Origin of the sequence: Caldisalinibacter kiritimatiensis (assembly GCF_000387765.1) — a bacterium.
GTDB lineage: Bacteria > Bacillota > Clostridia > Tissierellales > Caldisalinibacteraceae > Caldisalinibacter > Caldisalinibacter kiritimatiensis.
In genome coordinates, this window is record NZ_ARZA01000139.1 from 1 (window position 1) to 22,819 (window position 22,819).

Sequence of the window (22,819 nt, forward strand, 5' to 3'; positions counted from 1 at the left end):
AGAGGTTTAAAAAATATTAATAGGAGGAATAAATATGCGCAAAAAGATTTTATTAGTATCTATTTTATCTATAGTATTACTTATAGTTGGATGCTCTAGTCAATCTAATACAATTAACTCCCTTGATAAGATTAAAGAAAATGGTGAGCTAATTATAGGATTAGATGATAACTTCCCACCTATGGGTTTCAGGGACAAAGAAGGTAATATAGTAGGCTTTGATATAGATTTAGCTAAAGAATTAGGTAACCGAATGGGAGTAAAAGTTAAATTTAAACCTGTTGAGTGGGATGGTATAGTGTTAACATTAGTTAATAAAAACATAGACATAGTTTGGAATGGAATGACAATAACTGAAAATCGAAAGAAAAAAATAAACTTTTCTAAGCCTTATCTTGAAAATAAACAAATCATAGTTGTAAAAAAAGACTCAAACATTAAATCTAAGGATGATTTAAAAGGTAAATCTGTTGGTGTACAATTAGAGAGCAGTAGTTGGTATGCACTAAATAAGGACAAGCAAGTAGTAAATAACTTAAAGGAAATAAGACAATATCCAAATAATGTTGAAGCTTTAATGGACTTAAAAGCTGGTAGAATAGATGCTTTAGTAGTTGACGAAATACTAGGTAGATATTATTTAAATAAAAATCCTAAATCATATGAAATTTTAAATGATGATTTTGGTAAAGAATTATATGGTATAGGTATACGAAAAGAAGATACAAAATTAAAACAAGAAATAGATAGAATATTAGACGAAATGAAAAGGGACGGTACAGCAAGTAAAATTTCTGAAAAATGGTTCGGAAAAGATATTATACTAGAATAGGTGAAAATATATGGAGTATATATTTGATGTATCTAATTATGTTTTAAAAGGCAGTTTAGTTACTATAAAGTTATACATGATTACTATTCTATTTTCTATACCCTTTGGCATTATATTAGCCTTAGGAAAGGTATCTAAATATAAATTAATTAATATATTATTAAGTTTATACACTTGGATTTTTAGAGGTACGCCTCTTCTGTTACAACTTTTCTTCTTTTATTTTGGTCTTCCTGTCATAAATATTACACTTACACCATTTATGGCTGCTGCCATCACTTTTATTCTTAATTATAGTGCTTATTTAACGGAAATATTTAGAGCTGGTATTCAATCTATTCCTAAAGGTCAATATGAAGCTGCTTATTCGTTAGGAATGGATTATTGGCAGACAATGATATACATCATACTACCTCAAACAGCCAATAGAGTTCTTCCTCCCTTATCTAATGAAGCTATAACATTAGTTAAAGACACAGCCTTAGTAGCTGCAATAGGAATGGGAGACTTACTAAGAGCTGCTAAACAAGCAGTAACTAGAGATTTTAATATAACACCTTTTATATTAGCTGCGATATTTTATCTCATTTTCACATCTTTGATAGTTACACTTTTTAGAAAGATTGAACAAAAATATTCTATATGTGAATAGAATAAAAATTATTAACTAAAAAACAGTAGCAAAACAGCTACTGTTTTTTAGTTTTAAGAAAATATATTTACCCTTTCAAACTCAATTATTATATCTTCATTTGGTTGCTTATCTAAAAGACTAATTATTACAATTACTAGAACAGATAATAAAATGCCTGGTACAATCTCATATAATTCAAATATTCCTCCACTTAATTGTTTCCATATTAACACTACTACTCCTCCAACAATCATTCCTGCCAATGCACCTTTTTTTGTCATCCTCCTCCATATTAAAGAAATTAAAATAGTAGGTCCAAATCCTGCCCCAAATCCTGCCCATGCATATGAAACAAGATTTAAAACAGAACTTTCTGGATTTAAAGCAAATAAGTAGCTTATCATTGCCACTATAATCACAGTCACCCTACTCACCCAAACCAACTCTCTATCCTTTGCATTTTTTCTAATTATAGTTTTATATATATCTTCTGTAAGTGCTGAAGCTGTAACAAGAAGTTGAGAATCAGCTGTACTCATTATAGCAGCAAGTACTGCTGCTAATAAAATACCAGCTAGTAATGATGGAAATGCCGAATCTACCATAACTAAAAATACCGTTTCTTGTGCACTACCCTCTAAGGCCTTAGTTAGAAAAACTCTCCCTACTATACCAACTAAAACTGCAGCTGCCAATGATATAAGTACCCATACCATTGCTATTATTCTAGCTTTTTTTATTTGTTTAGATGACTTTATAGCCATAAAGCGTGCAAGTATATGAGGCTGACCAAAATATCCAAGTCCCCATGCCAATAGCGAAACCATAGATATTAATGATATGTTTTCTCCCTTAATAGTTGTAATAGGGTTTAATAGCTCAGAATTTATTAATTTAAATTTATCAATGGTAACATGATACCCACCTGTAATTTTCATGCATGTTAAAGGAACCAATAAAAGTGCAAAAAACATTAACATTCCTTGAAAAAAGTCTGTCCAACATACTGCCATGAATCCACCTAAAAATGTATATATTATTATTACAAATGCACCAATAGAAAGTGCGTATTTATAAGATACATTAAAAACTGTACTAAATAACTTTCCTCCTGCTACAAAGCCTGACACCGTATATATTGTGAAAAACACTAAAATAATAACAGCTGACGTTATTCTTATAACTTTAGAATTATCTTTAAACCTATTTTGCAAATATGAAGATAAAGTTATAGAATCACCTGCTATCTCAGTATATTTTCTTAATCTCTTAGCAACAAATTTCCAATTAAGATAAGTACCTACAGCTAATCCTACAGCTATCCATACTGCCTCCACTCCACTTGCATAAGCATATCCAGGTAATCCCAACAAAAGCCATCCACTCATATCTGATGCTTGAGAACTTAATGCAGTAACCCAACTATTTAAATTTCTACCACCTATAATATACTCAGACAGACTAGAAGTTTTTTTGTAAAACAGAAGTCCAATACCTAACATAAAAAACAAATACCCTACAAAAGCAAATATTATTCCCATATCATAATCATACATACGAATAACCCCCTTCATTTATTTTATAAATAAAAAAACTCCGTTCCCTCACAAAAAGGGACGAAGTTTATCCGCGGTACCACCCTATTTAACCAATTAATACATTTCATTGGCTCACTTAATTTTATAACGGCTAACACCGTCTAAACTTACTTTTTTTCAGTCTAGAAGCTCCAGGCCGGGTTCAATATTCAGAGGGCTAGAAATCTCTCAGCCTAGGATTTCCTCTCTGTAAGCCTTAAATATCTACTATTACCTTTCACAGCTTATATATATTTATTTGTATTAATATTTATATTACTGTATATGTATACGTGTGTCAATAATTTATTTATTTTTTGTATCTAGTAATATATACCAATTACAAGCAATAATATAATCACCGTACGTTGGTAACTTTATATAATAGAAATTAATTTAGAAAGGAGTTTTATATGAATCAGCCTGTACTTGAACTTATCAATGTTAAGAAAAAAATAAAAAATCGTGAAATAATAAAAGGTATAAACATAACTGTAAACAATAATGAAATTTTTGGATTTTTAGGTCCAAATGGTGCTGGAAAAACAACTACTCTGAGGATGATAGTAGGTCTAATAAAACCTTCATCTGGAACCATTAAAATATGCGGGTACTCGTTAAAAAACAACTTTGTAAAAGCAATGAAAAATATAGGTTGTATTATAGAAAATCCTGAAATGTATAACTACATGTCTGGATTAGAAAACCTTATGTTATTTTCTTCTATGAATTCAGCAATTAGTGAGAAAAGAATTAGAGAAATAGTTGAAATAGTTGGTTTAAGTAATAGAATTCATGATAGAGTCAGTACATACTCATTGGGAATGCGTCAAAGATTGGGTATTGCTCAAGCAATAATATCTAAACCCAAACTTCTAATTTTGGATGAACCAACAAATGGTCTAGACCCGTCAGGAATACGTGAATTCAGAGAGTTATTAAAAAAACTTGTTTATAAAGAAAATATGAGTATTTTAATATCTAGTCATATATTATCTGAAATACAACAAGTATGTGATAGAGTAGCTATTATTAGTAATGGTAGAATAATAAAAACAGATAAAGTTAAAAATATATTATTTGACGATAAAGTAATTTGGTGTTTATCTAATTCTAAAAAAGCTAGCACATTACTTTATGAAAAATGGAACTTAAAAACCAAGGTTATAAATAATAAAACATTAACTGGCACTATAGATAATTATGATTTGACTACTATAAATAAATTCTTAATAAAAAATGGTATAAACATAAAGTATGTTCAAAGAAAAAATAACACTCTGGAAGAATTATTTCTAGAACTAACTGAAGGTGATAAAATTGTTTAAATTAATAGAAAATGAAGGAATAAAATTATTATATAAAAGAAGACTTTTAGTAATTTCAGTTTTACTATTATTATTTATAGTTTTGTATGCCTATGGCCAGAAATACATATCAGATAAAACAGAAGCAGAAATAATAAACAGATTAGGTGAAATAGAATCTGATGACTGGACTAAAATAGTAAAGCAGCAAATACTTGATTTGAATACAAAATTACAAAGTCCATATACTTTAGAATCAAGAAAAGCTTCTATTAAAGTAAAAATAGAACGACTACAATATTATATAAACAATAATATTAACCCACTAGTACCAGGTTCAGCGAGATTTACAAAATCTTTTATGGAAGATTCTATACCTTTGTTTCTTCCTATGCTAATTATAATATTAGCAAGTGATATTGTATCGAGTGAGTTTTCAGATGGAACTATTAAAATACTTTTAACTAAACCTGTACCTAGATGGAAGATATTACTTAGTAAATATATTTCACTTTTAATCATAACAACATTTGTAATAATACTTACCGGGATTTATTCAGTAATTATATCATCACTATTCTTTGGATTTAATGGTTGGAATGAACCAATAGTTACTGGATTTAAAGTAATTAATGGAAAACTTGATGCATCTCAAGTACAAAATATAGAATATTGGCAATATATCATCCTATTATATAGCCTCGCTTGGTATGTATCTATAGTTATTGGTACTCTAACCTTTATGGTATCAGTGCTTGTACGAAGTACACCTGTAGCAATAGGAATAATGGTTTCAACTCTTATTGCTGGCAATTTTATGAATTTCTTATTTAAGGGTTGGGATGTATTAAAATACCTATTTACTACTAATATAGAACTCTCTAATTTTTTATCTGGAAGAATTATGGCTGTAGATAATATCACACTTTCTTTTTCTTTACTAATATTATTTATTTGGGGAGCCTTTGCATTAATAATTAGTTTCATCGTTTTTATGAAACAGGATGTTTTAGTATAGTAAAAAAATAGCTGTAATGAAATTAACTTAACATTCGATAAAACGAAAAAGGAGATAATAAAATGCAAAAAATATGGTATGGTATTCTTTTTATCTTTATTATCAGTATTAGTATATTTTCATATGGAATAAAAAGTTCTCTAATTATTACTGAAAGTTGGCCCAGGGATAAAATAACTAATAGTAAAGAACAACCTTATTCATTAACTGAAGATACTATTAAGGTCATACAGAATAAAGACCAAATTAGCATTTTAGTATTAGGGGATTCATTAGCAAGAGGTACAGGTGATGAAACTGGATATGGTTTTACTGGACATTTTGCTAATTATCTAGAGCAAAATACAAATAAAAAAGTCAATGTTATAAAAGCAGCGATTAACGGTCAACTATCATCTGAACTACTCTCTCAAATCAACCAACAAAATGTTAGCCAATTAGTTAAAAATTCAGATGTAATTATAATATCTACTGGTGGTAATGATATACTTAAAAATTTCCACAGTGTAGAATCTATTAATGAAACATTATTTTATGAAGTAGAAGATAGATATTTAAAAAACCTAACCAGTATATTAAATAATATAAACTCAATAAATCCCAATGCCTATATGATTTTTTTAGGTTTGTATAATCCTTTGGATTTGAACAAGATAAAAAAACAGCATTTAAATTTACTTTTAGAATGGAACTATAAAACTAAACTACTTGTTGAAAGTTATCAAAACTCTACCTTTATACCATCATATGATTTATTTAAATATAACAGAGATAAGTATATATCCATTGATGATATCCATCCAAACAGTAAAGGATACAAGGCAATAGCTGATAGAATAATAAAAATAATAGGCAACATTTTAACTAAAAAATGATAAATGTCACTTCTACCTTTCCTTTAACTTTTTATTCCATAGAAATATTCCTATATAATAAAGACTTGCTAAAACCAAAGGAATAATCATTCCTTTTGGATTTTTCCTTATATCTATTACTCTAGAAAACAAATATATAGCTATTGCCATACCTGGAATCATTCCTAAGAAACTTCCAATTATATAGTCTTTGAATTTAACAGAAGTAAAACCAGCTATATAATTAACTAAAGTAAAAGGCATCATAGGTATATTTCGTAATAAAAGCACATATTTAAATCCAGATTTTTGCATTTCATAGGATACAGAGTTAATATCTATATTCCAATCCTTCACTCTAATCCTTCTCATTATAAATTCTCTAAAATCTTTTTTAAAAATTCTACCTAAGAAAAAAGAAAGAATACTTGATATAATAGCTCCAGATATAGAATAAATAAGCCCCCACTTAAAGCCAAACAAAATCGCTGATGTAGCTACCATCCATGAAATAGGAACAAATAGCATACTTAACCCTGCTGTCATAATAATAAATATAATACCACAGTTTGGATTTTCTCTTATTTGATAAAAAAATTGGGTAAGCTTAGCTTTATCATATATAGAAAATTTATTAAACATTAGAATAATACAAATTACACATACAATACATATAAGAAACACTATATATTTTTTCACTTCTAGCACCTTCTTTAATTTAAAAAAACAGATTATATAGTTACATTATATACTTATTTACCTATTATCCCAGTATATTACATAAACTGAATATCTTTTATTAAACATGCTATCATTTAAATTTTTTTACTATTATGTGATACAATACTATATATCAAAAACTAATTTAAGGGGGCAATATAAACAAATGAAATACGAAGGAACAGTATATAGACCACCTAGTGAAGCTAGAAGTCTTATTATACAAGTAACAATTGGTTGTTCACATAATAAATGTACATTCTGTAGTATGTACAAAGATAAAAAATTTAGAATAAGAAAAATAGATGAAGTTTTCGAAGACTTAAAAACAGCTAGAAAAGCATATAAAAATGTCAATAGAATATTCTTAGCTGACGGAAATGCACTGGTATTAAAAACAGAAAAATTGAAACAAATACTTCATAAAATAAACGAATTGTTTCCAGAATGTCAAAGAGTTGGAATATATAGTGCTCCTAAAGATATACTAAGAAAATCGTTAGAAGAACTAATAGAATTACATAGGTTAGGATTAAAAATAGCATACTTAGGTGTTGAATCTGGAAGTCCTAATATATTAAATTTTATTAAAAAAGGAGTAACCCCTAAGGACATGATAGAAGCTGGTAAAAAAATAATTGCGTCAGGTATAAAGTTGTCAGTTACACTTATTTCTGGCCTTGGTGGTAGGCAAAACTGGAAGGAGCATGCAATTGAATCTGCAAAGGTCATAAACGAAATAGACCCTCATTATTTAGCACTATTAACCTTATTAGTCCATCCTAATACTGAATTATATAGACAAATTCAAAATGGAGAATTTACTCTACTAACTCCTAATGAAGTTATGCTAGAAACCAAAGAATTAATCAAAAACTTAAATGTTACTAACTGTATATTTAGAAGTAACCATGCATCTAATTATCTTCCTTTAGCAGGCACTCTTCCTAAAGATAAAAACTTACTACTAAAAACACTAAATAATGCTGTTAATGAAAAATATGATTACAGAGACGAATTATTTAGAAGTTTATAATTTTTAATTAGCACTATATTATATAAATATAGATAATTACCCATAATACTATTAATTAAGCTTTTTTGGGTATATGATATTATATATGTTAATTTAACACTGGAGGGAAATAATGAATAAAAATATTATTAAAAACAGAGTTGGTAAAACTCCGATACTACGCGCAAAAAATCTAGAAAAAGAACTAGGTATATCTAAAATTTATTTAAAGCTTGAAGGAAACAACCCATCTGGTCATCGAATGGATAGACTAGCATATCTATTAATTAAAGATGCAATATCTGTTGGCAAAAAAACTATCTGCTTAGGAGTTTATGGGGCACTTTCTAAAACTGTGGCATATTTATCTCAATATTATGATATAAAATGTGTGTTTATACTACCTAAAAACAGCAAAATATCAGATGATAAATTATTTAATTCTCCTAACATAGAGATTATTGAGTATGGTAACTCTCCAACTGATTGCATTGAATACAGTAAAGAATTATCTAAAAAATATAGATGGTATAATGCAAATCCAGGTATGGAAAACAATATATTAAATATGATGGCTTTGTCTTCTATAGCAAAAGAGTTAACAAAGCAAATAAAAAGTGAAATAAATACTGTTTTCACCCTTCTTAGCTATGGTTTTTCTGTGTCAGGGTTAGACTTAGGCTTTAGACAACTTTGGATAGATGGAAAAATCAAAAAATTACCTAAACTTTACAGCTGTACTATAGATAAAGGTAATATTATATATGATTCCTATAAGAAAAACAGTGATAAAATCCTACCCGTTAATAAACAAGATTTAAAAATTACGAAATATAATAAACATTTAATTAATCTAAAAAGCTCGATTGCACAAGATGCTTTAGATGCTATTTACGATACCGATGGGAAAATTACTGGAATTAGTGAAGAAGAATTAGTAGAATACATAGAAAGATTTAAAAAACTTGAAAATGTAAGTTTTAATATTGCCAATGGTTATCCAATTGCTGGTTTTATGAAAGAAGTTGAAAAAGGCAATATTTCTGATGGCAATCATATAATCTTATTAAATGATGGTAAAGTCGATTTAGATATACGTCAAATTACTAAAGAAGAAAAAGATATATCTAATAATAAGTTAGCCGAATTAATAAATGGGTGGTTAATGGAATTTTCTGACCCTGTTTATGAAATTAAAGACGCTTTAGACAATGCTTTTGAAAAGGGTTTTGTATTTGCTGCATATCATGCCAATCAATTAGCAGGCTTAGCAGTAATCATAAATACAAGCTTTGAAACTTTTATACCACAATACCATCTAGCCTATATAGCTACCAATAAGCATTCTAAAGGTCGTGGAATTGGCACACAATTATTAAGTAAAGCTATAGAAGAAACTGAAGGAAACCTTTCCTTACATGTAGAAACAAATAACGAAAGAGCAATAAAATTATATGAAAAAATGGGTTTTAAAAAATCTTATGTCAGAATGATACATAAAGCATGGTAGTTTGTTCGAAAATTAACTCCAGTCAAAGAATTATTATCCTTGACTGGAGTTAATTAGTTCTCAACACTTACAATTTCTTCATCTGCAACAAATGACATATCCTCCCATACTCGTGTACGCCATCTCCATAGCATTAATACTCCTCTCAACCACTCATCTACTGCAAATGATATCCAAATACCCACAAGGCCTAATTCAAAATATATGCCTAATATATAGGATAATACTACACTTATACCCCACATTGATAATATTCCCATATATACTGGGAATTTTACATCTCCTGCTGCACGTAATGAATTAATCACAACTAAATTAAAGGTTCTTCCAGGTTCTATTATAAAAGCTAAAGCTATTAATGTACTTCCTGTATTAATTATAGAAGGGTTATCAGTAAAAATTCCCATCAAACTTTTTCTCAATACAAAAAATAAAGTAGTAACTATAATAACCATAACCATCGCTATTCTTAAACTCTTAAGACAGATTTTATATGCCTCGTCTTTTTTCCCTGCACCTATCAAGTGGCCAATTAAAATCTGAGTTCCTTGCCCTATTGCTGCAGCAAATAAAAATATAAACATAATTATATTCTGTACATATACCCTTGTTGTTAGTGCTTGAGCACCTAACATTGATATAAACGACGTAATAACAATCTGGGATGTATTATATGACAGTTGTTCTCCAGCTGTAGGTATTCCAATTTTTAACAGCTTCTTTATAGTATCCTTAGGATATTTATTCATATTTCTAAATGATGTCTTCAATTCTAGTTTTGTGTTTATAATATATAACATTACTATTAATGCTATAAACCTACTAAATGTTGTAGAAATTGCTACACCCTTGGCTCCTAAAGCTGGTATACCAAAAGGCCCAAATATAAACATATAATTACCAATTACATTAATTATGTTAGAACCGATAGTAACATACATGGAAATTTTCATCATTCCATGACCCCTTACTACTGCAATAGCAGTCATAAGTAAAGCCTGAATAAAAGAAAAACCTCCGACTATTTGCATGTATATAACTGCAACATCTAATATTTCAGGTGGTATATTCATCAACTGTAATATATTAATCCCAAAAACATATAACCCAACACTTAGAATAAAACCAATAAGCAAATTTATAATAAATGCTATAATCACCACTTCTTGGACTCTGTCTTTCCTTTTAGCTCCTAAGTATTGTGCAACCAATATAGCTGAACCATTTGATAAAATACCGTACAATACAATTAACATAAAAAGAACCTGATTAGATACACCTACAGCTGCTACTGAGCTATCAGAATACTGACTAAGCATCAGAGTGTCTGCATTTCCTAATAACATCTGTAATAGAATTTCAATAAATATAGGCCACGTTAATGAAAAAAGTGATTTTTTCTTTATTTCTACTTGATTACTATCCATATTATCCCCCTAACAAATAAAGTGCAATCGGTTGCATTGTAATAACTATATTAATTTTATCATAATTTCTTTGATATTATAAGATTTAATTTCTGCATTAGAAAAGCGAGCCAAGCTCGCTTTTTTAGTATCAAATTAGTTTTATAAACATTATGCATAACTTAATATACTTATCACAATATAAGTTCCAAACAATATTAATCCAAATGTTCTTTTTAAACTATCTTTTGAAATTAATGTACCAATTCTAAATACTGTTAAAATGAATAACATCGCAGGAAAATACAATTTAAAAAAGTTTGGAGTAACTGTAATTCCACCACTTCCAAAAGCTGCTGCAGAACCTACTACAAATAGAATATTTAATATATCTGCTCCTATTACATTACCGATAGCTAATTCTCCATGTCCTTTAAGTACTGCTGTTACTGATGTTACTAATTCAGGAAGCGAAGTACCGAATGCTACTAATGTAGCTGCTATTACACTATTGGGTACATTTAATCTTATAGCTGTTTCTTGAACAGTAGGTATTAGTATTTTAGATGAAATAATCACTATTGCAACTCCAAATATAAGTTTAACTAAAGCCATAACATTGTTGTCTTCTTTCTCAACGTCAACAGCAACTGCAGTAGACTCATCTTTTGAATTTCTAGCCCATTTTATTGAAAAATAAATATACATAACAAGTAAAAATACTAATATAAATCCAGCAATTCTACTAATATGTCCTCCATTAGTAAAAATACTATTTAATGAAGTAAAAGGTAAAGAAACTAATACCAATAATATTCCAGCTCCAAATTGAAGCCATCCATGTCTATTTACGATTTCTCTTTGTATAGGCAACGGTGATATTAATGCCGCAATCCCCAATATAAGTCCTGTATCACAGATAACTGAACCTACTGCATTACCAAGTGCCAATTCTGAATTCCCTCCTAGTGCAGCAACCACAGATACTGAAGCTTCTGGTAATGTTGTACCAAGACTTACAATTGTGGCACCAATAATCATTTTAGGAATACCCATCTGCTCTGATAACACAACTGCTTCATTAACTAATAAATCTGCACCTTTACTTAAAATATAAAGAGTAATAGCTATTATAGCAAAAAGAGCTATTAATGATAATTCTGATACTATGCCTTCAATAAATGCTTCCATGTATACACCCACCTTTTTCGTTTTTTGTTGAAACCTGTTTATGGTAAAGAAAGCTTAACATATTAAAAGACTTGTATATAACATACAATAAAACATGTTATACACAAGTCTCACTATTCCAAATTAAGCCAGATAAGATTAACTTATCATGATGTTGACTTAATTCCACTTTTAGTAAGTGGCAGCTACTCCCTCGTGTTAGTAACTAATTATGTATTAAGTTGTTCCCCTATTAATATATTATCTAATTAAGAAAAAGTCAAGATATTTATTATTATAATTTTTTAAATAAATCTAGCTACTTCATTAGCTGAAGTAATGGATTAAAAAACCTGAGGACAAACTTCCTCAGGTTCAACGCTTTTTTAATTAATGAGTTTATATAATTTTTTCATACAACTTAATATATTCTTTAGCTGAGTTTTTCCAACTATAATCACCATTCATAGCTGCTTCAACTAATTTACACCATATGTTTTTATCGTGATAAAACTTTAATGCTCTTTTAATTGTGTATAACATATCATATGCATTATACTTTGTAAAACTAAATCCATTTCCCTCACCTGTAAATTCATTATACGAGGTTACGGTATCATTTAAACCTCCTGTTTCCCTTACTATGGGTAAGGTTCCGTATCTAAGTGCAATTAATTGACCTAATCCACAAGGCTCAAACAGTGATGGCATCAAAAACACATCAGCTGCTGCATATATCTTATGGGCCAATGAATTATCAAATAGTATATTAGCTGATAATTTATCAGGATACTTTTTTGAATACTCTCTTAAAACAGATTCATAATATGTTTCTCCCGTACCTAATACAACTATTTGTATGTCAAGTTGCATTAATTCATCTAAAATTTGCAATAGTAAATCTATTCCTTTCATATGTGCCAACCTTGAAACCATACCTATCATCGGAACTTCTTTATCAACAGGTAAACCCAGTAGGTTTTGAAGCTCTAGTTTATTGTTATACTTTTCATCTATACATTCAACATTATATGTATTTAATATATGGCTATCATCATCAGGATTATATATATCGTAGTCAATTCCATTAACTATACCATATAAGTCATCTTTTCTTTTTCTTAAAAGTCCATCTAATCTCTCTCCATAATCTGGTGTTTGTATTTCTTTTGAGTAAGATTTACTTACTGTTGTAATGATATCTGAATAATTTATACCACCTTTCATAAAACTTACTCCACCATAAAATTCTAACGCTTCCACATGATAATATTCCATTCCTAGATTTAATAGACTGTCTAATATTTCTGGAGGATATATACCTTGATATTTTAAATTATGTATAGTAAAAACTGTTTTTATATTTGAATATTCTTCTCTATATTTATAATGTGCTTTAAGAAGTGGACTGACCATACCTGTATGCCAATCATTACAGTGTATAATGTCAGGTTTAAACTCAATGAGCGATATTGTCTCTAAAATAGCTCTATTAAAATACGCAAACCTCTCTCCATCATCATAAAACCCATATAGACCATCTCTTTTAAAATAATATTCGTTATCTATAAAATAGTAGGATACTCCTTCATATTCTAAATATAAAATCCCACAATACTCCTCTTTCTGACCTACTCTCACATTAAAGCTCTTAATAAACTCCATCTTATTTTTGTATTCTTTAGGTATATCAGAGTATTTAGGTAAAATAACTCTAATATCTACTCCTAACTTTTTCAGTGCCTTAGGTAGTGAGGAAGCTACATCAGCAAGTCCTCCAGTTTTTACAAAAGGTACCACCTCAGCAGATGCAAATAAAACCTTCAACACATTAATCCCCCCAGTTAATTAATTATATCTTCTCATTTTTTTTAATTACTAATGGATTGTGTTTATATCCTTGTAAACTATTATTTTTAGTTATAACAACATTTTTATCAAGAATTACATTCTTTAATTTTACTCCCTCGTCTATTTCACTTTTTTGCATAATTATACTATTCTCTACTACTGTATTTTTTTTAATTTTCACACCCCTAAATATAATGCTATTTTTTACAGTTCCTTCTATTACACATCCATTTGCTACTAGAGAATTATATACATTTGATTCTTCTGAATATATAGTTGGAGGCTCATCCTTAATCCTCGTATATATTAACCCATTATCATAAAATAACTTCTTATATATATTCTCATAAAGTAACTCCATATTTGCCTTATAATAATTTCTAATCGAATTTATGCAAGCCAAATATCCATTATACTTATAACTGTTCACATAAAACTTATCTATGTTTGAAAATATTGATTGTTTCAAATATCTATGGTCGCCTTTAGTAATACTATTTTTAATAATGTCCAATAATAATTCCTTTTTCATTACATACATTTCCAAGGAAATGTTATTGGCTTTATCATTTCCTATGTTTTTACCTAAGCTAATAACTTTACCATCCTTATCTAAATTTAAAGTATCACAATTAATAAATCTATTGCTATCCTTAATTACTTTTTTATATACAATTGTTATATCTGCCCCTGACTCTTTATGATATCTATATACATCTGAGTAATCTATATTACATATCATATAACTTCTTGTTAAAATAACATAGTTTTGTCTACTGCGTTCTAAATAGACCATATGATTCTCAAAATTATCTATATCACCGTTAGTAATAGACATATTACTCGTGTTCATTTGAGGATTCAAAATGAATAAACCATCTAATTTTCTGTCTAAGTCCCAATCTTTACCTGTTTTTATATGATCCATCAATGAACGACTTTTACCTTGTGTAAAAATTGATACATTCTCTATCCCTGCATTAACCATATTGGATAGTACAAAGTCAATAACTCTATATCTTCCTGCAATCGGTATTGATGCAATAGGTCTATTGTAAGTAAGCTCTTTTATATCTTCTTCACTTTCACTTAAATTAATAATTCCCATCAAATCTTTCACTATTATCCCCCCTTAATCCTAATCATTTTCGTTAGTTACTACTGTTATATCATTGGCATTTTTACTTCCTATTCTACTTCCTGCTTTTATAACTGTATTACTCATAACTATTGCTTTTTCAATTACTACATTATCTTGAATATTAACATTTGGCATAATTACGGAATCAATAATCTTAGAATTTCTACCTACACATACTCCTGGAAATAGAACTGAGTTTATTATCTCTCCATAAATAATACAACCTTCGTTTAAGAGTGAAGATTTAACTTTAGCATTACAGCAAATGTGATGAGGTGGTCGTACTGGGTTTTTAGTATAGATTTTCCATTTGCGGTCATATAAATTCAACTTATTATCTTTACTTAATAAATCCATATTGGCTTCCCAAAAGCTTTCTATTGTTCCTACATCTCTCCAATATCCTTCAAAAACATATGCATAAGCATTCAGTCCATCTTCTAACATATTCGGAATTATATCTTTACCAAAATCATTACTTGAATCTGGATTTTTTTCGTCTTTGATTAAATACTCTTTTAACACCTTCCAGTTAAAAATGTAAATTCCCATAGAAGCTAAATTACTCTTAGGTTTTTCAGGCTTCTCTTGAAATTCTTTAATTCTATAATTATTGTTTATATCCATAACACCAAATCTACTGGCTTCCTTCCAAGGGACTTCGATGACTGATATAGTTACATCTGCTTTCTTTTCCTTGTGATAATCTAATAATAATGAATAATCCATCTTATATATGTGGTCTCCAGATAATATAAGTACATAATCCGGATCATAGGATTCTATAAAATGCATATTTTCATATATTGCATTAGCAGTTCCTTTATACCATCTACCTCCTCCCTGACTTACATAAGGCTGTAAAATTGTTAAACCTCCATCTCTTCTGTCTAAATCCCATGGACTCCCTATTCCCATATGTGCATTTAAAACAAGTGGATTATACTGGGTAAGTACCCCTACAGTATGTATATCTGAGTTAGCACAATTACTAAGGGCAAAATCAATTATTCTGTATTTTCCACCAAATGGTACAGCTGGCTTTGCTAGTTTTTTTGTTAAAGGATATAGTCTTGTTCCTTGTCCTCCTGCCAAGAGCATAGCAATTATTTCTTTCTTTTGATTTTTCATTAAGGCTAACCCCCTTTAGTCATATCAATAATTATTCTTATTTAAATCTTAAAATTTAAAAAACTTATATTATATCAACATAAAAAATATAAATTAACATTATCTCTTATTTATAAGTACTGATTAATCATTATTCTCTGTTTTAGATTTAATAAATAATGCTCCCAATGGTGGAATCTTTATATTAATTGAGTATGGTTGATAATGCCATGCTACCTTTTCAGCTTTAATGATATTTTTATTCTTTAATCCTGAACCACCATATATTTCCCAATCACTATTTAATATTTCCTCATATTCACAAAGTTTAGGTACACCTACTTTATAGTTATAATGAGGGTGTTCAGTAAAATTACATATAAAAATAATAAAATCACCATCTTTACTTTTCCTCATAAAAGCTATAATGCTTTGGTCATGATTTTCATGGTCTATCCAATTAAATCCCTTATAATCACAGTCAAGCTGGTATAATGACTTTTCTTTTTTATAAAGTTTATTTATATCTTTTATAAAAAACTTCATTTTTTTATGCATTTCATAGTCCATTAGAAACCAATCTAACTCTTTTTTAAAATTCCACTCTATAAACTGAGCAAATTCTCCTCCCATAAATAAAAGCTTTTTACCTGGATGAGCAAACATATATGCATATAATATTCTTAAATTGGCAAATTTTTGCCAATAATCTCCTGGCATTTTTTCTATAAGAGATTTTTTTCCATGTACTACTTCATCATGCGATAAAGGTAATATATAATTCTCGGAAAAAGCATAAGTAAATGAAAATGTTATAAGGTCATGATGCCATTTTCTATGTACAGTTTCTTTTTTCATAAATCTTAATGTATCATTCATCCAACCCATATTCCATTTAAAATTAAAACCTAAACCGTCTACATAAGTAGGCGCTGTAACCAAGGGCCAAGCTGTTGATTCTTCTGCTATCATTAATGCACTTGGATAATACTCAAATACAGTTTTATTTAACTTCTTTAAGAAAGCTATAGCATCTAAGTTTTCCCTTCCTCCGTATTTATTTGGAACCCATCCTTTATCTCTTTTACCATAATCTAAGTAAAGCATATGAGACACTGCATCTACTCTTAAACCATCTATATGATATTTTTCAAACCAAAATAAAGCATTAGATATTAAAAAACTTACTACCTCTTTCTTTCCATGGTCAAAATTTGCTGTACCCCATTCTAAATTTTCAGCCATAAGAGGATTATCAGATTCATAAAGTGGTGAACCGTCAAATTTCCATAATCCATGAGCATCTTTGCAAAAATGTCCTGGTACCCAATCTAAAATAACTCCTATACCCTTTTGATGACATTTATCTACAAAGTACATAAAATCATTCGTTGTTCCGTATCTACTAGTTATAGAATAGTAACCAGTAATTTGATAACCCCATGAACCATCAAAAGGATGCTCCATCAATGGTAGAATTTCTATATGGGTATATCCCATTTCTAATACATGGTCGATTAATTCATCCGCAATTTCTCTATAGTTATAAAAACTCCCATCTTCTCTTTTTCTCCAAGAACCTAAATGTAATTCATAAATATTAAGTGGTTCTTCATAAAGATTTTTCTGTTTTCTATTCTCCATCCAATGTTGGTCATCCCACTGATATGAGTCAAGTGAAACTATTACAGATGCGTTATTAGGTCTATATTCTGAGTAATAAGAATAAGGGTCTGACTTTAAAAGTATTTCTCCGTTTTTAGTATGAATTTCATACTTAAATATCTGCCATTCATCAATTCCTGAAATAAATATATTCCATATACCAGATTGATTTACTCTTTTCATCTGATGTTTATTTCCATCCCATTTATTAAAGTTCCCTACTACGCTAACCCTTTGGGCATTGGGTGCCCATACTGTAAAGCTCACTCCTTTTCTCCCTTTATATTCAGTAATATTTGCTCCCATAAAGTCATAAGCTCTAAAATGATTCCCTTGATGAAAAAGATATGAATCATAAGAGCTAACTGGTATGTAATCAATATAGTTTTTGTTCATCACCCCATCCCCTTCACCTTAAGTTTTTAGGGCTAATTCTTCAATAAGTTGTCCTATATTAATTGATATGATTAATTTAATATTAATATCACAAATAATTTAATATTTTAATATTAAATATATTTAAAATAAAAAAGACATGTACCTCGAACATGTCTTCAGTTAACTTAATTATTCTTGAATTTTATATTTACTTATCAAAATATATTTATTAAAATATTAATATGTAAAAATAAATACCGAGGCTCTACCTCGGCATTTATTTTAATTAGCTATACTTTCAGCTTTTTCATTTTTCTTTTCTTGAAGATTTGGCTTTAAAGCAGATACCATTAATGCAGTTACTATTGTTCCTATAACTATTGCTAACACATATAATCCAAGATTTGTAACAGCATTTGGTATTGGTAGTACAAAAATACCGCCATGAGGAACTGCTAGTTTTGCACCAAATAACATTGATAATGCTCCAGTTATCCCTGAACCTACCATTATAGAAGGGATAACTCTTAATGGGTCAGCAGCTGCAAATGGAATTGCACCTTCTGTAATGAAAGAAATACCTAATGCCCATGCTGCTTTACCCGCTTCTATTTCTTGTCTTTCAAATCTATTCTTAGCAATAACGGTTGCTAATGCAAGCCCTAGTGGAGGTGTCATACCTGCGGCCATTACTGCTGCCATAGGAGCAGTAACTCCAGCCTCTAATAAACCTACAGCAAATGTATAAGCTGCTTTATTTACAGGTCCACCCATATCAAATGCCATCATTAATCCAAGTACAAGTCCTAAAATTGCTGCGTTTCCTGTATTTAAAGTTTGTAACCAATTAGTCATTGCACTATTCAATGCACTTACTGGTTTACCAATAACAAATATCATTAATAATCCCACAAATAAAGTAGATAACAATGGTAATACTAATACAGGCATTAACCCTTCCATTGATTTAGGTAATTTAATTTTCTTTTTCAAGAAATCTACTGTATAACCAGCTAGAAAACCTGCAATAATACCACCTAAGAATCCAGAACCGATTTGTCCTGCTATCATACCCCCAACCATTCCAGGAACAATACCTGGTCTATCAGCAATAGAAAATGCTATAAATCCAGCTAATATTGGTACCATCAATGCAAATGCAGACTGTCCACCTATTTGCATTAACGCTGCGGCAAGAGTTCCCTCCTGTTCAAAAGCTTTTATACCAAATGCAAAAGATAACGCTATAGCTATACCACCTGCAACAACAAACGGAATCATGTAAGATACACCAGTCATAAGATGTTTATATGGACCAGTTCTCTTTGTTTTTCTCTCTTGCTTTATTGTACTAACCTGTTCTGTTAAATCTACTTTTGCTTCCATCGCTTTCTTTATAAGTTCTTTTGCATCTTTTATAGCATCCTGTACTCCAGCTTCAACCAGTGGTTTTCCCACAAATCTTTCTTTTGAAACATTAGTATCGGCTGCTATTATTACTGCTTTTGCTTCCTCTATATCTTTCTCTGTCAATGGATTCTCAGCCCCAACAGAACCTTGAGTTTCTACTTTGATTTCTACACCTAATTCTTTTGCAGCTATCTGAAGTGCTTCAGCTGCCATGTAAGTATGAGCAATACCAGTAGGACATGATGTTACCGCAACAAATTTCATCTTATAACCCCCTTAAATTTTCAATATATTATTATAAATCCGCTTTTAAATATTTTATCTTATTTTATAACTCACCCCCTTGATTCAAAATATCTATTATTTCATGTTTTTCTTTTGCTTCTAGTAGTTTATTTCTAATTTCTTCATGCATTAAGGACCTTGAAAGTTTGCTAAGTAATTTTAAATGAGCAGCATCTGAATTTTCAGGAACCGCTATTAAGAAAAATATCTTTGCTGGTTTGCCATCTGTTGACTCAAAATCTATACCTTCAAGCTTTCTTCCAAATACCAAAGACGGTTGCTTTACACCACTACTTTTTCCGTGAGGTATAGCTACTCCCATACCTATTCCTGTTGAAAATGTTTTCTCTCTTTCAAATACTGCTTTTTCTAATGCATCTCTATCTAATAATCTGTCATTTTCATCTAAAACAGATACTAATTCTTTTATTACCTCCTCTTTAGTACTAGATTTTAAATTAAGATTTACAAGATTTTCATTAATAAGCTGTGTTAATTGCATAATTGTCACCTTCCTTTAAGTATTTTAATTTCACTTTTTTTTCTAGTTCTTTTATTTCTTTTAGCTTACCTGTTTGTGTTCCTTCCATCATAACACTTGCTGTAGCTGATGCAGTTGAAAGTTTTAGTGCTTTTTCTAGACTTAGACCCTTATCAATAGAATAAGCCATTCCTGCAACTAACGAGTCACCAGCTCCAACAGTGCTTTTTATGGTCGTCTTAATAGGCTCAATTAATATTGCATACTCTTTATCTACAAATATCGAGCCATAGGCTCCCATAGAAATAAATACATTTTTTGTTCCAGTACTAATAATCTGATGTGCTAAACTTATTATTTCATTATAGTCTTTAAACTTTTTACCAAAACACTTTTCTAACTCATGAATATTAGGTTTTATAAGATAAGGTTTTCCTTTCAAACCTTCAAATAGTAATTCCCCATCCGCATCAAGAATTGTTTTAGCACCTTTTTCATTACATACTTCAATTAACTCTTTATATATTGTCTTCTGAATATTTGATGGTACACTTCCTGAAAAAACTATTACCGTATCACTGGTGACGTTTTCATAAATCTTATTTTTTAACTCTTCTATTTCCTCTGAGGTAACTTCTTTACCCTTTTCATTAATTTCAGTAACAACCTTATTAATTTTATCTACTATCTTAATGTTTGTTCTTGTTTCTTGACTTATCTTCACTAAATCTTCACTTATATCTCTCTGCCGTAAATATTGTATTATAAACTCACCAGTTCGACCTCCAACTAAGCCAAAAACTTTACTTTGACCTCCTATTTCCTTAATAACTTTTGACACATTTATTCCTTTACCTCCAGCATCTAATCTAACACTCGATACTCTATTTACATCACCTAGTTTAAAATTATTAACTTCTATCGTTTTATCTATAGCTGGATTTAAAGTAACAGTTATTATCATAATTTCACCTCATTATTTTAAGTTGTTTCGATTCTTACTCCTCGTTTTCCATATTGAGTAATTTGTTCATTAGATATTTTATTATCTGTAATAATTAAATCTATTTCTTCTATATCAGCAATCTTTGAAAAAGTTACTTTACCAAATTTAGAACTATCACTTACCAGTATTACCTCTCTTGCTATTTCTATCATAGTACTTTTGATTTTACATTCTATAATATCTGGTGTGGTAATTCCATTGTCATAACATATACCATTGGCTCCAATAAAAGCTTTATCTACTCTCAATTTTTTTAAAGTCGCTTCAGCTAGTGGCCCAACAAAGGCTTGTGTTTTTTGTTTAATACTTCCTCCAACACCTATTACATCAATGTCTTCTCTTTTTCCTAGTTCGTTCAATACATAAAGTGAATTAGTAACTATAGTAATATTTTTTGCTTCTATATTATTTACAATATAAGAAGTTGTAGTACCTGAATCAATAACTATAGTATCACCTTCTTCTATTAATGAAGCAGCTTTTTTTCCTATCCTGCTCTTTTCATCTGAAAATTTGCTTTCCTTTTCAGTAAAGGTAGGTTCAAATTTAGTATGCTCTAGAAGTACAGCACCTCCATGTGACCTGGAGAGTAAACCCTTATTTTCTAACTCCTGAAGGTCTCTTCTTATCGTTGCTTCTGATACGTTAAATTGTTTTGATAAACTTGCAACTTTAACACTACCTGTATTTTTTAATTTATCAATTATTTTTGCTTTTCTTTCTTCTGCAAACATACACCAAACCCCTGTCCATTTTTGTATATTTCGTTTTCATTTATTTTTGTTTATGTTTGTTTTTGTTCATTTTTATAATATAACATAATTTAATATATGTCAATATTTTTTATCAAAAAGAAAAAACAGCGGAATAAATAGTCCGCTGAATGTAGTTATAAACATATTATATTGCCACCAAGAGCTTGAGCTGTATCAGGGTTACATGTTGTAAATATAACCTGTCTATCCTTACCAAATTCTTTAATGGTTTCAATAGCTCTTTGCTTTCTTTCGGGATCTAAGTCAACTAAGCAATCATCTAGAATGATAAATCCATTTTCATCTTCGAATAAATTTTCAAGTATAGCCAATCTTAATGCTAAAGCTACACAATCATAAGTTCCAGCCGATAACAAATCTATAGGCATAGTTTTACTATCACTAGTCTTCACTATCAAATTAAACTCTTCGCTTATATCTCCTATAGAATAATTATCTAATGTTAATTTAGTTAAATATTTACTAAATGAGTCAACTAGTGGTTCAAAAGAATTTTGGTCCATCTCTTCAAGTACACTATCAAATTCTTCTTTTATTCTCATCAAACTATTAGCTCTACTTAATAATTTTTCATATTCTTTATTTTTTTCTTTGTAAATACTATTTAATTCTTCGCAGAGATTTCGCATCTAATTTCCAGTAAAAACTTTACTTTCCCTTAATTTGTAATGCC

General features: G+C 29.5%; 20 protein-coding genes and 1 other annotated feature. Of the genes, 7 read left to right on the forward strand and 13 right to left on the reverse strand.

Annotated features, from left to right (window positions below):
- Positions 1-34 precede the first annotated feature (34 nt).
- A complete protein-coding gene (locus L21TH_RS06730; RefSeq protein ID WP_006312380.1) occupies positions 35-832 on the forward strand; it encodes an amino acid ABC transporter substrate-binding protein in 798 nt (265 codons plus the stop codon).
- A gap of 10 nt (positions 833-842) precedes the next feature.
- A complete protein-coding gene (locus tag L21TH_RS06735) occupies positions 843-1,484 on the forward strand; it encodes an amino acid ABC transporter permease (RefSeq protein ID WP_006312381.1) in 642 nt (213 codons plus the stop codon).
- Between the two features lie 53 nt (positions 1,485-1,537).
- On the opposite strand, the gene putP is transcribed toward L21TH_RS06735, so the two are convergent.
- The gene (gene putP, locus L21TH_RS06740) at positions 1,538-3,022 is read right to left on the reverse strand and encodes a sodium/proline symporter PutP (protein WP_006312382.1); all 1,485 of its coding nucleotides are present in this window, start codon (positions 3,020-3,022) and stop codon (positions 1,538-1,540) included.
- A 53-nt stretch (positions 3,023-3,075) separates the two neighbouring features.
- Positions 3,076-3,294 (reverse strand) — a binding site (T-box leader).
- 162 nt (positions 3,295-3,456) lie between these two features.
- Here putP and L21TH_RS06745 point away from each other — a divergent pair.
- The 3 genes from L21TH_RS06745 (at position 3,457) to L21TH_RS06755 (ending at position 6,243) form a co-directional block, all read left to right on the forward strand.
- Positions 3,457-4,371, forward strand: coding sequence for an ABC transporter ATP-binding protein (locus tag L21TH_RS06745; RefSeq protein WP_006312383.1), 915 nt, complete (start codon positions 3,457-3,459; stop codon positions 4,369-4,371).
- Entirely contained in the window at positions 4,355-5,368 is a 1,014-nt protein-coding gene (locus L21TH_RS06750; protein ID WP_242826506.1) for an ABC transporter permease, read from the forward strand. Before L21TH_RS06745 ends, L21TH_RS06750 begins: the two co-directional genes overlap by 17 nt.
- Positions 5,369-5,430: 62 nt before the next feature.
- Positions 5,431-6,243, forward strand: coding sequence for a GDSL-type esterase/lipase family protein (locus L21TH_RS06755; RefSeq protein ID WP_006312385.1), 813 nt, complete (start codon positions 5,431-5,433; stop codon positions 6,241-6,243).
- Positions 6,244-6,255: 12 nt separating this feature from the next.
- Here L21TH_RS06755 and L21TH_RS06760 read toward each other — a convergent pair whose 3' ends face one another.
- Positions 6,256-6,864 carry a TVP38/TMEM64 family protein gene (locus tag L21TH_RS06760; protein ID WP_006312386.1) on the reverse strand — a complete coding sequence of 203 codons (609 nt, stop codon included), beginning with the start codon at positions 6,862-6,864 and terminating at the stop codon, positions 6,256-6,258.
- A 244-nt stretch (positions 6,865-7,108) separates the two neighbouring features.
- On the opposite strand from L21TH_RS06760, the gene L21TH_RS06765 reads away from it, so the two are divergent.
- Complete coding sequence (locus L21TH_RS06765; protein WP_006312387.1) at positions 7,109-7,978, forward strand: radical SAM protein; 870 nt, start codon at positions 7,109-7,111, stop codon at positions 7,976-7,978.
- 112 nt (positions 7,979-8,090) lie between these two features.
- The gene (locus L21TH_RS06770) at positions 8,091-9,467 is read left to right on the forward strand and encodes a pyridoxal-phosphate dependent enzyme (RefSeq protein ID WP_006312388.1); all 1,377 of its coding nucleotides are present in this window, start codon (positions 8,091-8,093) and stop codon (positions 9,465-9,467) included.
- Positions 9,468-9,520: 53 nt separating this feature from the next.
- Here the strand turns inward: L21TH_RS06770 and L21TH_RS06775 are convergent, their stop codons facing one another.
- The 11 genes from L21TH_RS06775 to L21TH_RS06825 all read right to left on the reverse strand — a co-directional run bounded on the left by L21TH_RS06775 (position 9,521) and on the right by L21TH_RS06825 (position 22,775).
- On the reverse strand, positions 9,521-10,894 hold the full coding sequence (locus L21TH_RS06775) for an MATE family efflux transporter (protein WP_006312390.1): 1,374 nt from the start codon (positions 10,892-10,894) through the stop codon (positions 9,521-9,523).
- A gap of 150 nt (positions 10,895-11,044) precedes the next feature.
- Complete coding sequence (locus L21TH_RS06780) at positions 11,045-12,064, reverse strand: calcium/sodium antiporter (RefSeq protein WP_006312391.1); 1,020 nt, start codon at positions 12,062-12,064, stop codon at positions 11,045-11,047.
- 378 nt (positions 12,065-12,442) lie between these two features.
- On the reverse strand, positions 12,443-13,870 hold the full coding sequence (glgA, locus tag L21TH_RS06785; RefSeq protein ID WP_006312392.1) for a glycogen synthase GlgA: 1,428 nt from the start codon (positions 13,868-13,870) through the stop codon (positions 12,443-12,445).
- A gap of 25 nt (positions 13,871-13,895) precedes the next feature.
- Positions 13,896-15,014, reverse strand: a complete 1,119-nt coding sequence (gene glgD / locus L21TH_RS06790) for a glucose-1-phosphate adenylyltransferase subunit GlgD (protein ID WP_006312393.1) — start codon at positions 15,012-15,014, stop codon at positions 13,896-13,898.
- An 18-nt stretch (positions 15,015-15,032) separates the two neighbouring features.
- Positions 15,033-16,166, reverse strand: coding sequence for a glucose-1-phosphate adenylyltransferase (locus tag L21TH_RS06795; protein ID WP_006312394.1), 1,134 nt, complete (start codon positions 16,164-16,166; stop codon positions 15,033-15,035).
- A gap of 123 nt (positions 16,167-16,289) precedes the next feature.
- The gene (gene glgB / locus L21TH_RS06800) at positions 16,290-18,206 is read right to left on the reverse strand and encodes a 1,4-alpha-glucan branching protein GlgB (RefSeq protein ID WP_006312395.1); all 1,917 of its coding nucleotides are present in this window, start codon (positions 18,204-18,206) and stop codon (positions 16,290-16,292) included.
- Between the two features lie 264 nt (positions 18,207-18,470).
- Positions 18,471-19,862 carry a PTS fructose transporter subunit IIC gene (locus L21TH_RS06805; RefSeq protein ID WP_006312396.1) on the reverse strand — a complete coding sequence of 464 codons (1,392 nt, stop codon included), beginning with the start codon at positions 19,860-19,862 and terminating at the stop codon, positions 18,471-18,473.
- A gap of 64 nt (positions 19,863-19,926) precedes the next feature.
- The gene (locus L21TH_RS06810) at positions 19,927-20,385 is read right to left on the reverse strand and encodes a PTS sugar transporter subunit IIA (protein WP_006312397.1); all 459 of its coding nucleotides are present in this window, start codon (positions 20,383-20,385) and stop codon (positions 19,927-19,929) included.
- Positions 20,363-21,328 (reverse strand): 1-phosphofructokinase, encoded by a 966-nt coding sequence (gene pfkB, locus L21TH_RS06815; protein WP_006312399.1) that lies wholly within the window; start codon positions 21,326-21,328, stop codon positions 20,363-20,365. The genes L21TH_RS06810 and pfkB overlap by 23 nt, the downstream gene beginning before the upstream one ends.
- Positions 21,329-21,345: 17 nt before the next feature.
- Positions 21,346-22,104 (reverse strand): DeoR/GlpR family DNA-binding transcription regulator, encoded by a 759-nt coding sequence (locus tag L21TH_RS06820; protein WP_006312401.1) that lies wholly within the window; start codon positions 22,102-22,104, stop codon positions 21,346-21,348.
- 155 nt (positions 22,105-22,259) lie between these two features.
- Entirely contained in the window at positions 22,260-22,775 is a 516-nt protein-coding gene (locus L21TH_RS06825) for an ATP-binding protein (protein WP_006312402.1), read from the reverse strand.
- Positions 22,776-22,819 lie beyond the last annotated feature (44 nt).